The organism is Streptomyces antarcticus (assembly GCF_026627255.1).
In the GTDB taxonomy this organism is placed as follows: Bacteria; Actinomycetota; Actinomycetes; order Streptomycetales; family Streptomycetaceae; genus Streptomyces; species Streptomyces antarcticus.
Window position 1 is genome coordinate 25,178 of the sequence record NZ_JAPNLM010000028.1, and the last position, 13,481, is coordinate 38,658.

Here is a 13,481-nt window from a genome sequence, read left to right on the forward strand (position 1 = left end):
AAATCCAAGCAAAAACGCAGGTCAAACGGGGTTTCGCAGATATGCGGCGTACTGGGTAACGTGCATTGCGCAGGGCACTCGCCGGGGCACCTGTCACGCCTGAATCCCGTACCAGACGCGCACCCACCCCGTGCGCGGGTCCGGATGCAGGTGAGCCGCACTGGACCCCGGAGAACCCGGGTGCCGGACCGACGGAGGAGCACACGTGACCGTGGAGAGCACTGCCGCGCGCAAGCCGCGACGCAGCAGTGGCACCAAGCGGGCGGCAGGCGCGGCAAGCGCCCGCAAGACCGCCGCTGCCACCGCACAGACGCAGGACGCCGTACCTCAGCTCGTACAGCTGCTGACGCCCGAAGGGGACCGGGTCGACGCCTCGAACAGCGCCGAACTCGCGGAATTCGCGCCCTTCGTCGCCGACATCACCACCGAGGACCTGCGCGGGCTCTACCGCGACATGGTCCTCACCCGTCGCTTCGACGGCGAGGCCACCGCGCTCCAGCGCCAGGGCGAGCTGGGCCTCTGGGCCTCGCTCCTGGGCCAGGAAGCCGCGCAGATCGGCTCCGCGCGGGCGCTGAACGACGAGGATTACGTCTTCCCGACCTACCGGGAGCACGGCGTCGCCTGGTGCCGGGGGGTCGACCCGACCAATCTGCTCGGCATGTTCCGCGGTGTGAACCACGGCGGCTGGGACCCGACGATCAACAACTTCCACCTGTACACGATCGTCATCGGCTCGCAGACGCTGCACGCGACCGGTTACGCGATGGGTGTGGCCAAGGACGGCGCCGACTCGGCGGTCATCGCCTACTTCGGCGACGGCGCGTCCAGCCAGGGCGACGTCGCCGAGGCGTTCACGTTCTCGGCCGTCTACAACTCCCCCGTGGTGTTCTTCTGCCAGAACAACCAGTGGGCGATCTCCGAGCCCACCGAGCGCCAGATGCGCGTACCGCTCTACCAGCGCGCCCAGGGCTTCGGCTTCCCGGGCGTCCGCGTCGACGGCAACGACGTGCTGGCCTGTCTGGCCGTGACCCGCTGGGCCCTGGACCGCGCCCGCCGCGGCGAGGGCCCGACGCTGGTCGAGGCGTTCACGTACCGGATGGGCGCGCACACGACCTCCGACGACCCGACGAAGTACCGGCGGGACGAGGAGACGGCGGCCTGGGAGGCGAAGGACCCGATCCTGCGCCTGAGGACCCACCTGCTGGCCTCCGGCGGCGCCGACGAGGCGTTCTTCGCGGAGCTGGAGGTCGAGAGCGAGGCGCTGGGCAAGCGCGTGCGCGAGGCCGTGCGCGCCATGCCCGACCCCGACACCATGGCGATCTTCGAGAACGTCTACGCGGACGGGCACGCGCTCGTCGACGAGGAGCGCGCGCAGTTCGCCGCCTACCTCGCGTCCTTCGAGGGTGGGGAGTGACCGCCATGGCCATCGAGAAGATGTCGCTCGCGAAGGCGCTCAACGAGTCGCTGCGCAAGGCGCTGGAGACGGACCCGAAGGTCCTCATCATGGGAGAGGACGTCGGCAAGCTCGGCGGCGTCTTCCGGATCACCGACGGACTGCAGAAGGACTTCGGCGAGGAGCGGGTCATCGACACCCCGCTCGCCGAGTCGGGCATCGTCGGTACGGCGATCGGGCTCGCGCTGCGCGGCTACCGGCCCGTCGTGGAGATCCAGTTCGACGGTTTCGTGTTCCCCGCGTACGACCAGATCGTCACGCAGCTCGCGAAGATGCACGCCCGCGCCCTGGGCAAGATCAAGATGCCGGTCGTCATCCGCATCCCGTACGCGGGCGGCATCGGCGCGGTCGAGCACCACTCGGAGTCCCCGGAGGCGCTGTTCGCGCACGTCCCGGGCCTGAAGGTGGTCTCGCCGAGCAACGCATCGGACGCCTACTGGATGCTCCAGCAGGCGATCCTCAGCAACGACCCGGTGATCTTCTTCGAGCCGAAGCGGCGCTACTGGGACAAGGGCGAGGTCGACGTCGAGGCCATCCCGGAGGCCCTGCACGCCTCCCGGGTGGCCCGCGAGGGCTCGGACATCACCCTGGCGGCCTACGGTCCGATGGTGAAGGTCTGCCTGGAGGCCGCCGCGGCGGCCGCCGAGGAGGGCAAGTCGGTCGAGGTCGTGGACCTGCGCTCGATGTCCCCGGTGGACTTCGACGGCATCCAGGCGTCGGTGGAGAAGACCCGCCGGCTCGTGGTCGTCCACGAGGCGCCGGTGTTCCTCGGCGTGGGCTCGGAGATCGCCGCCCGCATCACGGAGCGGTGCTTCTACCACCTGGAGGCGCCGGTCCTGCGGGTCGGCGGCTTCCACGCGCCGTACCCGCCGGCCCGCCTGGAGGACGAGTACCTGCCCGGCCTGGACAGGGTGCTCGACGCCGTCGACCGCTCGCTGGCGTACTGAGGAGAGCCCTGTGACGATCCGCGAATTCAAGATGCCCGATGTGGGCGAGGGCCTCACCGAGGCCGAGATCCTCAAGTGGTACGTCCAGCCGGGTGACACGGTCACCGACGGCCAGGTCGTCTGCGAGGTGGAGACGGCCAAGGCCGCCGTGGAGCTGCCGATCCCGTTCGACGGTGTCGTGCACGCCCTGCTCTTCGAGGAGGGCACCACGGTCGACGTCGGCCAGGTGATCATCTCCGTGCAGACCGCCCCGGGCGCCGCCTCGGAGGCCCCGGTCCAGGAGGCGGCCCCGGCCGCCGCGGCGGCGGCCCTCGCCGCCGTCGAGGAGCCGGCTCCCGCGGCCCGCCAGCCCGTGCTGGTCGGGTACGGGGTCTCCACCGCCTCCACCAAGCGCCGCCCCCGCAAGGCCCCGGCGGGCACGGCCGCGCAGAACGGCACGGCGGCCCCCGCGGCCACCGCTCCGGCGGCCCCCGCGGCCCCGGTCACCGCTCCGGCGGCCGTCCCGGCCCAGTCGAACGGCAACGGCAGCGCCTACGCCGCCGCGGAACGGCCCCTGGCCAAGCCGCCCGTGCGCAAGCTCGCCAAGGACCTCGGCATCGACCTGTCCTTCGTGGTGCCCACCGGGGACGGCGGGGTCGTGACCCGGGAGGACGTCCACGCGGCGGCCGCCGCGGCGGTCGCCCCGCAGGCCGTGGCGCCCGTACCGGCCATGGCTCCGGCCGTCGTGCAGGCCGTTGCCGGGGCCTCCGTCCAGGCCGCCGCCGCGGTGGTCGCGCCGGGGGCGCGGGAGACCCGTATCCCGGTCAAGGGCGTCCGCAAGGTCACCGCCCAGGCCATGGTCGGCTCGGCGTTCACCGCGCCGCACGTCACCGAGTTCATCACGCTCGACGTGACCCGCACGATGAAGCTGGTCCAGGAGCTCAAGGCCGATCCGGACCTGGCGGGGCTGCGCGTCAACCCGCTGCTCCTCATCGCCAAGGCCGTCCTGGTGGCGATCCGCCGCAACCCGGACGTCAACGCGTCCTGGGACGAGGCGGCCCAGGAGATCGTGCTCAAGCACTACGTCAACCTGGGCATCGCGGCGGCCACCCCCCGGGGGCTGATCGTCCCGAACATCAAGGACGCCCACGCCAAGACCCTCGGCGAGCTGTCGGAGTCCCTGTCCTCGCTGGTCGCCACGGCCCGCGACGGCAAGACCTCCCCGGCGGACATGCAGCAGGGCACGATCACCATCACCAACGTCGGCGTCTTCGGCGTCGACACCGGTACGCCGATCATCAACCCGGGCGAGTCCGCGATCCTCGCGGTCGGTGCGATCAAGCTCCAGCCGTGGGTCCACAAGGGCAAGGTGAAGCCCCGTCAGGTCACCACCCTGGCGCTGTCCTTCGACCACCGTCTCATCGACGGCGAGCTCGGCTCCCGCTTCCTGGCCGACATCGCGGCGGTCCTGGAACACCCGCGCCGCCTCGTCACCTGGTCGTAGTACCCGCAGTTGGCACGCACGCATGGCCGGTTTCCGTTCCTGGAGGCCGGCCATTCGTGTGGGGCCGGGGCTGCACGGGAGCCCCTGGGCTGAGTAACGTGTGCGAATCGGGGGTGGCCGATCGCCTCCAGGACGGGGGCTCCGACGCCACCGGGCCGCGCGTGTACGAGGGCACCCGGCTGACCGGCGCGGGCCGCATCCGGTACGAGTACGACGCCATGGGCCGGGTCACCGCGCGCCGGCGCGCCCGGCTCTCCCGCAAGCCGGACACCTGGCGCTACGCGTGGGACGCGGAGGACCGGCTCACGGCGGTGACCACGCCGGACGGCACGCTGTGGCGCTACGGCTACGACCTGATGGGCCGGCGCCGCGTCAAACAGCGCATGGTTCTTCGCGATCGTCACCGACCTGATCGGCACCCCGCACGAGCTCGTCGACGAGGCGGGCGAGGTCGCCTGGCGCACGCGCAGCACCGTGTGGGGGACGACCACCTGGAACGCGCAGGCGCACGCCTACACCCCGCTCCGCTTCCCCGGGCAGTACTTCGACCCGGAATCGGGGCTGCACTACAACTGCTTCCGCTACTACGACCCGGAGACCGCCCGCTATCTGTCGGTCGACCCGCTCGGCCTCGGGCCGGCACCCAACGCGTCGACGTACGTCACGAACCCGCTGACGTGGACGGACGCCCTGGGGCTGGCCCCGGAATGCCCGCCGAAGGTGGGCCGGGGCAGGGACGAGGCGAAGGCGCAGGTGCTGCGCGACGCGGGCGTGCCGGAGGGCCTGGAGCCGGACATCGTGGACGAGTGGGTGAAGGCGACGACGCCCGAGTGGCAGGGCGGGAAGCAGCTCATGGGCCCGGACCACCAGCCGATCGTCTACACCGAAGAGTGGTACGAACTGCCCAACGGCGACATCGTCGTGTACCAGGACCACTGGTTCGGCCACCAACAGCCCGGTGAACCCGGATACCAGCCGGCCCACGTGCACGTCCGGCCGGGAGAAAATACCCGGAACGGGCAGATACCCGGCGCGGAGGACATTATTACTATGACCTGGACTGACTTCGTCGTGAATGCGAAGGGCACCCTCACGACGTACTACGACGAGGTGCCCGACCTGACGGGAGTGCGGCTGCGGTCGGTGCACCTGGACGGCTGGGACCCGACCGTCACCCTGCGGTTCGACCTGCCGAGGTTCCCCGACCGCTGGGAAGGCGTACCGGGCGACACGATGCAGTGCCAGATCCAGTTCTCCATGGTCCAGGACTTCCTGATGGAAGGCTGGCAGCCGCCGGTCACGGCGGACGTCGCCCTGCGCGCGCTGCCGGAACACCGGCTGGCGGTGCAGGTGGCGGCGCCCGGCGTCGCCGTCTCGTTCACGGCGAGCGCGTCGGTCAAGGCGGGAAGGATCAGCGTCTTCACGCGGGACGTGGACGGCGGCGACGGCGGCCCGCACGACTTCACCCGGAGGCTGGAGAGCAAGCTCTATCCGACGATCCCTCCCCCGTACGTCAACACCTTCTACGAGCGTGTGTGAGATGACTGATTCGAGCGACCTGCCGGAACTCCGGGCCCTGTACGGCACGGCGCAGCCGCCCTCCCTGGACACGTGCGGCTTCTTCTACGTCCATGTCGACGAGCGGGAATCGTCGGTGACCTTCGGCTTCGAGACCTCGCAGCTGCCCGCGCACCCGGAACCGGAGTGGTCGGCCAAGCCGTACAACACCCTGTGCTTCTTCGTGGAGTTCACCGGGGTGACCGGCCTTCGCATGGCGGGCATCGTCGCGGAGGCGGAGCGCAGCGTCCGGATCGCCGGGGGCGCAATCGCCGAGGGCGCATCGGACCGGCTCGACGTGACCGTGGCCGGTGACAGGCGGGAGATCTCCTTCTCCGCCGCGGCGTCCCGGGTCACCCACACCAGGGTCTACCTGCAGGGATCGCCGTAGCGGGCGGGCGGGCGGGGCGCGGTGAGGGGTCGGGGGGCTCGGCGGGTGAGGCCCGGCGGGCCGACCGCCGGCACACGGTATTCCCCTGGTCGGCGGGCCCGGCCCGTGTGATCATCGCCGGATGATCTTCCGCGCTGCGACCGCAGACCCCGCAGACCCCGCAGACCTGGACCGCGCCACGGCGTTCCCGGCGGACGGCCCCGTCCCCCCGCTGACCTCCGGGAAGGTCCGTGAGGAGCTCGCCGCGCACCGGATGCGCCCCGAGTGGACCTGGTTCGCCGAGGACGGGGACGGCCGGATCCTCGGCCGCGCCCTGTGGTGGGGCCGCGCCGACAGCGAGCAGCCGATCGCGCTGGACTGCCTCCAGGTCCGGGCCGGCGTCGCCGACCCGGCCGCCGTGGCCGCCGGGCTGCTGGAGGCCGGCCACGCCGCCTTCGGCAACCGCCCCGGCTACCACCTCTCGCTGCCCCGCGGCTGGCGGGACGACCCGGCCACCGCCGGGGAGGTCGCCTGGCGCCGGCAGGCCGCGTACGCCACCGGGCTGACCCGGGAGATCGAGCGGCTGCGCTACGAGTGGACCCCGGCGGCCGGCACCGCCCCGGCCACCGGGCGGCTCGTGTTCCGCGACGGCACCGACGAGGAGTTCCTGGACGCCTTCACGCGGCTCTCCCGGGGCAGCCTGGACCTGGCCACCCGCACCGAGCTGCTGGTCAAGGACGCCGGGGAACTGGCCCGCGCGGACATGGCGTTCTACCTCGGCTGCCCGGGCGAGCGGTCCTGGTGGCGCCTGGCGCACCTGCCCGACGGCACCCTCGCGGGCCTGGCCGTCCCGTCCGCGACCCCGTACCACCGCAACGTCGGCTACCTGGGCGTCGTACCGGAGCAGCGCGGGAAGGGGCTCATCGACGAGGTCCTCGCCGAGATCACCCGCTTCCACGCGGCCGCGGGCGCCGACCGCGTCACCGCGACCACCGACACCGTCAACGTCCCGATGGCGGCGGCCTTCGACCGGGCCGGGTACGAGGTGACGGAGATCCGCCTCGTCCTGGAGGACCCGGCCCGGTGAGGCGGTGAGGCGGTGAGGCGGTGAGCGCCGCCCCGGCCGGCCGTCGAATGTGCGTACCCCGAGGCGGTACCCTCCCGGCGTGCCGATAGCCGAATTGCAGGTGTACTCCGTCGAGGAGGCCGACGTCACGGGCGGCGTGTGCGTGGTCCGGTGCGTGGGCGGGGTGGCGCGCGCCGGACAGGTGTACGCGGCGGGTGAGCTGCGGCTGGGGCTGCGCCGCATAGAGCGGTACGGGCGGACCGTCGGCTCCTTCGGCGCCGGCCACATCGCGCGCGTCCACCTCACGGGCGCCGTGGTGGCGCTGCTCAGCCGCGGGCAGGTGCTGACGGCGGTGCCGCCGGACGGGCACTCGCTGGAGGTGCTGGAGGAGTGGCTGGCGACGGGCCCGCCGCTGGGCGACGAGCCCTGGCCGAGGCCCCTGCACACCCTGGCCGTGGGTTGGATGCGGGACGAGCGGGTGCCGGACGGGATCCGGTTGCGCTGGGGCCGGGTGGCTCTGGCCGCCGCCGAGCGCCGTGCGCGGGCCGAGGGCGCCGACGCGCTGGCCCGGGGGGCCGAGCTGGCGGCCGTACGGGGCTACCTGATCCGGGAGTTCGGCCCAGGGCGCGGCGGCGACCCGGCGGCCCTGTGCCGGGAGCTGCTGGCGCTGATCGACCTGACCCCGCGGGCGGCGGCCGCGGAGGCCCGTGTCTGGCGGGACCTGCCGCGCGCGCGGATCCTGCACCTGCGACGCATCAAGAACCTGCTCCCCTGGCTGGTCCTCGTCCGCCCGCACCTCGCGGACTCCGACCCCCTGGCCGGCGCCGTCGACGCCTGGGCCGCGGTGCGGCCCCGATTGCCGTGAACGAGGGGCATCGGCTTTCGGGCATGGGGTGCAGACATGCCAGAGTTCCAATGCAAGGAGTCGACCCAGGGTGGCCAGGACATGAACGAGTGCGTGGAGGTGGCCGCGAACGCGGCCGGGACCGACGGGGTCCGGGACGGCAAGCGGGCGGACGGGGCGGTCATCCGGGTCACCGAGGCCGCGTGGACGGCGTTCGCGGTGGCGGGCCGGTGACGCCGGTGACGCTGTACTGGCGGCCCGGGTGCCCGTACTGCATCAAGCTGCGCGCGCAGCTCCGGCTCGCGCGGATTCCGTACCGGAAGGTCAACATCTGGCGGGACCCGGACGCGGCGGCCTTCGTGCGGAGCGTGGCCGACGGGAACGAGACCGTGCCGACCGTGGTCGTCGGGGACGGGCCGGCGATGGTCAACCCGTCGCTGGGGCGGATCCGCGAGGCCATGACCGCCGCCTGACGGAATCTCAGGTTCTCCTCTGAACGTGGCTCCCCGCGGTTCGGCCGGGCCGTGCGGCGGACATCAACCCGGCGTGGACATATACGAGACGGCCCATCTCGCGGGGGGACCGCGCCGGGTGGCCGAGGTGGCGGTGCTGGGGTTGCGCGACCGGGGGGCCGTCACCGTGACCGGGCCCCGTGTGCGGGCCGCGCGGGAGGCCGGGGGCGGCGTGCACCCCGTCGAGCGGGCGGTGCTGCGGCTGTGCCCGCGCGGGAAGGCACTCTCCGCCGTGCTGGCCGCCGTCGCCGGAGGGCCGGAAGCCGCCGGGGTCGGCCGGGCGCTGGTCGAGGCCGGGCTGCTGGGCCGGCGGCGCCCCACGGCGGCCGGGCAGCGGGTGCTCGCGGCGGCGCGGGCGGACGGGCAGTGGCCGGCGTACGTCTTCGGGGGCTGGCCGGCGCCGCCGAAGCGGCGGCGCTCCACCCGGCACACCCCGCTGGACACCGGCATGATCGGCCGCGCCCTCCACCGCATCGGCCGCACCCTGGACCGGGCCGTGGACCGCGCCGAACGGGACGACCGCGCCGAACACGGCGATCACCCCGGCCACTCCTGCGGCGGCGGAGGCGGCGGGGGCGGTGACTGAGGCACCTGCGCGTGCAGCCTGACGGGCCATCACGTGAGGGTGACGGTATCGGCGCAGGTCAGCAGGGTGGGTACGCCGGTCGCACGGCGTGTTACCGGCGTGGCACGGGGAGCTCCGGTTGCGGGGGTCGGCGGGCTGTCCCTACGTGGGGCGTGACACATCCCATGTCACCGCAGTATCCGCGTACCCGCTGTACCCCGCAGTCCCGCTGTCATGGCTGGTCCCACCCGGACAGGAGAGATCCGTTGCACCGCTTCACCCGCTACGCCGTCCCCGCCGCCCTCTGTGCGACCCTGCTGGCTGCGTCCCCCGGCCTCGCGGCCGCCGCGCACGCCCCCGAGCGGCCGCCGGTCGCCGCCGCCAAGCCGTCCATCCCCGGGACCGAGGCGCTGCTCGCGCAGGTCCAGTCGCTGGGGGGCGTCGGCGGGCTGCTGAAGCCCGTCACCGATCTCCTCGCCGACGTGCTCAAGTCGCCGGACGGCAAGATCCCGGAAACGGACCTGGCCGCGCACCAGGAGAAGGTCGGCCAGGCTCTGGCCGGCCTGACGAAGAGCCTGCCGCCCGCCCCGGCCCTGCCCGTGCCCGCGCCGGAACTGCCGGTACCCGCGCCGGAACTGCCGGTCAAGCCCCCGGTGGCGCTCCCGGCCCCCGCGCTCCCCGCCCCGGCGCTCCCGGCCCCCGCGCTCCCCGTCGCGAAGTCCAAGGCGGGCGTGCCGCGCGACCTGGTCTCCGACGCCGTCGACCGCCTCAAGGCGTCCGTCGACGCCCTCGTCAAGACCGCGGGCCCCTGTGGCTGTTCCACGGACGCGAAGACCAAGGTCACCGACGTGGTGACGAACCTGGTCGCCACTCTGGTCGCCCTCCTCACCGGCGCCGGTCTGCCCGGTCTGCCCCCGCTCCCGGTGCCCGCGCCCGCCCTCCCCGCCCCGGCGCTGCCGCTCCCGGCCCCCGCGCTGCCCGTCCGGTAGCGGCACCGCCGCGTCCCCGGCCCCCGCACCCCGGGGCCGGGGACGGCCGTACGCCCGGACCCGGACCCCGCCCGGCCCCCGACCCGCCCCCGGCCGCGGATCCCCGGCGGAGCCGGAACGGCACGCCCCCCGTGCCTCCGCGCGACCGCCCGGACCCCCTTGACGCCCCCCTCCGGGGGAGGGACGCTCCCGTGTCTCGCATCAAACGGTTGCAGCTGGGGGGCCGCTATGCCGGAGGAGTCCGTGGGGACGGTGGGGGAGCTGCGGGCGCGGCTCGTGGCCGACGGGGCGCGGTGGTCGGTCATGGAGCACCTGGCCGACGCGGAGCCGCTGCCGCGGCCCGCGCTCGGCCTGGAGCCGGGGGCGAATCTGACCACCGCCGAGGAGGCGGGCGCGGTCGACCTGCGCGCGCTGGTCGGGCGGGAGAGCGGCAATCCGCACCTCACCCGGCGGCGCGCCGCGCACGGCCTGCTGCCCGGGGCGGCCACGGCCGCGGCCCGGCCCGCGGCCGTGGACTGGCGCGGCCGCTGGGGGTGGCCCTGGATCACCAGGGTGAAGGACCAGAACCCCTGCGGCTCCTGCTGGGCCTTCGGCGCGGCCGGCCTGGTGGAGTCCATGGCCCGGATCGAGCACTGCGTCTGGGCCGAGCGGTCCGAGGGGGACGTGCACGACGGGCTGAAGTGCACCTGCGGGCAGGGCGGCAACCCGGAGACGGCCCTGGACTGGGTCAAGGCCAACGGCGGTCTCGCCGACCCGGACTGCTGGCCGTACAGCACCCCGCCCCCCGGCCTGCCCGCCGCCCGCCGTGACGCCTGGCGGGCCGAGTACACGCCCAGCTGGGACCGGTCGGGGAGGACCGTACGGATCACCGGCCACGTCCGGCTCGGCGACGTGGAGCAGCAGAAGGTCTGGCTGGACACGGTGGGCCCGCTGACGGCCTGCTTCGACGTGTACGACGACTTCTTCGCCCTCGGCTCCGGCGTCTACCACCACACCGCCGGCCAGTACGCGGGCGGGCACTGCGTGTTGATCGTCGGCTACGACGACGCGGCCGGCTGCTGGCTGTTCAAGAACTCCTGGGGCACGGGTTACCACGTCGGCGGCTACGGCCGGATCGCCTACGGCGAGGTCAGCATCGACCACTGGGCGAAGTGCGGCCTGCGCGGCACCAACGTCGACCCGTGGAGCAAGCGCCGCCTGCACGCCGGCAACGTCTACGAGAGCGGCAACGGCCGCGCCCACCGCAACTTCGAGCTCCTCGCCACCACGACCGGCGGCCGCCTCCAGCACTGGTGGCGCGAGGGCGACGCGCCGTTCGCCTGGACCCGCGCCGACGCCTTCGCGCACGACGCCTCCGGCCAGCCCGCCTTCACCGGCAGCACCTACAACCGCAACATGGAGTCCCTGCACGTGACCACGGGCGGGCGGCTGCGCCACTGGTACTTCGAGCAGTCCGCCCGCGTCTGGCGCGACGGCGGCGCCTTCGGCCCGGGGGACGCGGCGCTCGGCGCCACCCCCGCGTTCATCCAGAGCGACTACGGCAAGCCGGGCAACTTCGAGGCCGTGGTCCGTACCGCCGACGGCCGGCTGAACCACTGGTGGCGGATCAACGGCGCCCCCTGGTCGTGGCACGACGGCGGCCGCTTCGCCTCCGGCATCGCCCACCACGGGCCCGCCCTGGTCCAGACCCGCTCCCGGCGCCTCGACCTGGTCGCGGCCCTGACCGACGGCCGGATGCAGCTGTGGTGGCGGGACGACGCGAACGGCTTCGTCTGGCGGCCCGGCGAGGTCTTCGGCGCCGCGGCCGTGTCGGCGCCCTGCCTGATCGAGGGCCAGTACGGGGCGGCCGACGAGGACACCGCCGGGAACTACGAGCTGTGCGTGGCCGTCGCCGGCGGACGCGTGGAGCACTGGTGGCGCGGCAACGCCTCCGGCTCGGCCTGGAGCCGCAGTGCGGTCTTCGGGCACGACGTGCTCGCGGTCACCGGGATGCTCCAGGGCAGTTTCGGGTTCAACCTGGAAGTCGTCGCCCTGCGCACCGACCGCCTGCTCCAGCACTACTGGCGGGACGGCGCCGGCTGGCACGAGGGGGCCGTCATCGGCCCCGTCTGAGGCGCGAGGCACGGGAAGGAGCCCGGTGGAGGTACGGAGCATCAGGCTGGGCCCCGGAGAGGCGTACGAGCTGCGGCTCACCGGGCGCGGGGCGCGCGGGTACGTGTGGACCTGGCAGGTCACCGGTGACGCCGACACGGTGACGGTCACGGAGGGCGCGCCGGGCCAAGGCGCGTCCGCTTCCGGCACGCCGGGCCCCGCCTCCGGCCCCGCCCCCGCTCCCGCCCCCGGCGCCGCGGTGGAGCGGTCGTACGTCGTACGGGGCCGCCCGCCCGGGGGCCGGGCCCGCGTCCGCTTCGCGCAGGTGCGCCCGGCCTACCCGCAGGAGGCCCCGTACGACGAGTTCGTGCTGGACGTGGAGGTCAGCGCCGGCCGTTGAGCACCCGGTGCTGCACGGCCTCCAGGGGACCCCGGTCGAACCGGCGCAGCCACAGCCACGACCCGGCGGCCAGGACCAGGCCCACGGCCGCCCACAGGCCCATCACCCACCACGGGCCGTGCCCGGCGAACCGTTCGGCGAGGCCCAGGCCGATCCCGTAGCAGAGCAGGACGCAGAGCACGTTCTGCGCGACGTAGCAGGACAGGGCGGTGCGGCCGACGGCGGAGAGGGCGCCGGTCAGCGGGCGGGGGATCCACAGGCGGTCGAGGGCGGTGCCGATCAGGCCGATGTAGCCGACGGCGACGAGCGGGGCGACGCCGTAGCGGCCCAGGAGGAAGAAGTCCTCGCCGCCGAGGGTGGTCGCGGCGGTCAGCGGCAGCCCCAGTCCGAGTCCCCAGGCGGCCATCCGGCCCCGGACGCGGCGGCCTGGGGCGGTGTCGGCGAAGGCGCCCGCGCGGTAGAGCCGTACGCCGAGGAGGAAGAGGAAGGCCAGCAGTCCGAAGGTGATGACGGGCTCGATGCGCAGCGCGGCGAGGTTCTGTGCGCGGAAGGCGATCTGGTCGCCCCAGCCTCGTTGCGCGTAGAGGGCGACGGCGTCGGGGTCCGGGCCCTGCGCGGGGCCGTCGGATCCGCCTGCCGCCAGGGCGAGGGTCAGCAGGGCGATCAGGGCCAGGTGCACCCCGCCGGCCGTCCACATGGCCCGGCGGCGGACCTTTTCGGAGCGGGCCAGGAGCCAGGCGACGAGGAGCGCGGTGACCGCGTACCCCATCAGCACGTCCCAGGCGAAGACGAGCAGGAAGTGGACGGTGCCCTCGGCGAAGAGGAAGGCGGCGCGCCGCCGGTACGGGCCGGGCCAGGGCTGTCCGCGGCGGGCCGCGGAGTCGTACTGGACGGCCAGGCCCACGCCGAACAGGACCGTCAGCAGGGCCAGGAACTTGCCGTCCGCGACGGCCCGGAAGACGGTCTCGGCGATGGTGGCGGCGGAGGGGTCGGCGAGCGGATCGGCCGCGCCGAGCCCGCCTTGGAGGACGGCCCACTCCGAGCCGGGCGAGGCGAAGATCCACACGTTGGTCATGAGCGTGCCGAGGATGGCGGCGCCGCGCAGGACGTCGAGGAGGGGCAGGCGGCGGCTCGCCTGCGCGGCCACGGCGGGGGTGAGCAGGATGTCGGCCATGACTCCAGCGTTCCGGCGGGAGCGGGCCCG

The 13,481-nt window shown here is 74.0% G+C and carries 14 protein-coding genes and 1 pseudogene; 14 read left to right on the forward strand and 1 reads right to left on the reverse strand.

Translation table 11 applies throughout. The features are described 5' to 3' along the window. The first annotated feature begins 205 nt into the window (after positions 1–205). The 14 genes and pseudogenes from pdhA (at position 206) to OTB16_RS31755 (ending at position 12,277) form a co-directional block, all read left to right on the forward strand. Complete coding sequence (gene pdhA / locus OTB16_RS31690; protein WP_267725134.1) at positions 206–1,414, forward strand: pyruvate dehydrogenase (acetyl-transferring) E1 component subunit alpha; 1,209 nt, start codon at positions 206–208, stop codon at positions 1,412–1,414. Positions 1,415–1,419: 5 nt separating this feature from the next. After that, entirely contained in the window at positions 1,420–2,400 is a 981-nt protein-coding gene (locus OTB16_RS31695) for an alpha-ketoacid dehydrogenase subunit beta (RefSeq protein ID WP_267725136.1), read from the forward strand. 31 nt (positions 2,401–2,431) lie between these two features. Further along, positions 2,432–3,883, forward strand: a complete 1,452-nt coding sequence (locus OTB16_RS31700) for a dihydrolipoamide acetyltransferase family protein (RefSeq protein ID WP_267725259.1) — start codon at positions 2,432–2,434, stop codon at positions 3,881–3,883. 137 nt (positions 3,884–4,020) lie between these two features. Next, positions 4,021–4,588: pseudogene (locus tag OTB16_RS39725) on the forward strand (RHS repeat-associated core domain-containing protein); the annotation flags it as partial. A gap of 15 nt (positions 4,589–4,603) precedes the next feature. Beyond that, a complete protein-coding gene (locus OTB16_RS39730) occupies positions 4,604–5,422 on the forward strand; it encodes an HNH/endonuclease VII fold putative polymorphic toxin (RefSeq protein WP_476470177.1) in 819 nt (272 codons plus the stop codon). Between the two features lies 1 nt (position 5,423). Next, positions 5,424–5,831 carry an Imm50 family immunity protein gene (locus tag OTB16_RS31715; protein ID WP_267725138.1) on the forward strand — a complete coding sequence of 136 codons (408 nt, stop codon included), beginning with the start codon at positions 5,424–5,426 and terminating at the stop codon, positions 5,829–5,831. Positions 5,832–5,952: 121 nt separating this feature from the next. Continuing rightward, a complete protein-coding gene (locus OTB16_RS31720; protein ID WP_267725140.1) occupies positions 5,953–6,897 on the forward strand; it encodes a GNAT family N-acetyltransferase in 945 nt (314 codons plus the stop codon). 79 nt (positions 6,898–6,976) lie between these two features. Further along, positions 6,977–7,741, forward strand: coding sequence for a hypothetical protein (locus tag OTB16_RS31725; RefSeq protein ID WP_267725142.1), 765 nt, complete (start codon positions 6,977–6,979; stop codon positions 7,739–7,741). Between the two features lie 36 nt (positions 7,742–7,777). Further along, entirely contained in the window at positions 7,778–7,954 is a 177-nt protein-coding gene (locus OTB16_RS31730) for a DUF397 domain-containing protein (protein ID WP_267725143.1), read from the forward strand. After that, a complete protein-coding gene (locus OTB16_RS31735; protein ID WP_324290263.1) occupies positions 7,951–8,193 on the forward strand; it encodes a mycoredoxin in 243 nt (80 codons plus the stop codon). The genes OTB16_RS31730 and OTB16_RS31735 overlap by 4 nt, the downstream gene beginning before the upstream one ends. Positions 8,194–8,218: 25 nt before the next feature. Further along, entirely contained in the window at positions 8,219–8,818 is a 600-nt protein-coding gene (locus OTB16_RS31740) for a TIGR04222 domain-containing membrane protein (protein WP_267725146.1), read from the forward strand. A 245-nt stretch (positions 8,819–9,063) separates the two neighbouring features. After that, positions 9,064–9,786, forward strand: a complete 723-nt coding sequence (locus OTB16_RS31745; protein WP_267725149.1) for a hypothetical protein — start codon at positions 9,064–9,066, stop codon at positions 9,784–9,786. A 228-nt stretch (positions 9,787–10,014) separates the two neighbouring features. Beyond that, positions 10,015–11,898: a C1 family peptidase gene (locus tag OTB16_RS31750; RefSeq protein ID WP_267725150.1), complete on the forward strand. Its 1,884-nt coding sequence runs from the start codon at positions 10,015–10,017 to the stop codon at positions 11,896–11,898. A 25-nt stretch (positions 11,899–11,923) separates the two neighbouring features. After that, positions 11,924–12,277 carry a hypothetical protein gene (locus tag OTB16_RS31755; RefSeq protein WP_267725152.1) on the forward strand — a complete coding sequence of 118 codons (354 nt, stop codon included), beginning with the start codon at positions 11,924–11,926 and terminating at the stop codon, positions 12,275–12,277. Here OTB16_RS31755 and OTB16_RS31760 read toward each other — a convergent pair. After that, positions 12,261–13,451 carry a DUF418 domain-containing protein gene (locus OTB16_RS31760; protein ID WP_267725153.1) on the reverse strand — a complete coding sequence of 397 codons (1,191 nt, stop codon included), beginning with the start codon at positions 13,449–13,451 and terminating at the stop codon, positions 12,261–12,263. The two genes, OTB16_RS31755 and OTB16_RS31760, sit on opposite strands and share 17 nt — an antisense overlap. Positions 13,452–13,481 lie beyond the last annotated feature (30 nt).

What these genes read in the sequence shown, in the direction of transcription:
- OTB16_RS31695 (WP_267725136.1), top strand. Translation starts at nt 1,420, where the DNA reads ATGGCCATCGAGAAGATGTCGCTCGCGAAGGCGCTCAACGAGTCGCTG.
- OTB16_RS31700 (WP_267725259.1), top strand. Translation starts at nt 2,432, where the DNA reads ATGCCCGATGTGGGCGAGGGCCTCACCGAGGCCGAGATCCTCAAGTGG.
- OTB16_RS31715 (WP_267725138.1), top strand. Translation starts at nt 5,424, where the DNA reads ATGACTGATTCGAGCGACCTGCCGGAACTCCGGGCCCTGTACGGCACG.
- OTB16_RS31720 (WP_267725140.1), top strand. Translation starts at nt 5,953, where the DNA reads ATGATCTTCCGCGCTGCGACCGCAGACCCCGCAGACCCCGCAGACCTG.
- OTB16_RS31730 (WP_267725143.1), top strand. Translation starts at nt 7,778, where the DNA reads ATGCCAGAGTTCCAATGCAAGGAGTCGACCCAGGGTGGCCAGGACATG.
- OTB16_RS31750 (WP_267725150.1), top strand. Translation starts at nt 10,015, where the DNA reads ATGCCGGAGGAGTCCGTGGGGACGGTGGGGGAGCTGCGGGCGCGGCTC.
- OTB16_RS31760 (WP_267725153.1), bottom strand. Translation starts at nt 13,451, where the DNA reads ATGGCCGACATCCTGCTCACCCCCGCCGTGGCCGCGCAGGCGAGCCGC.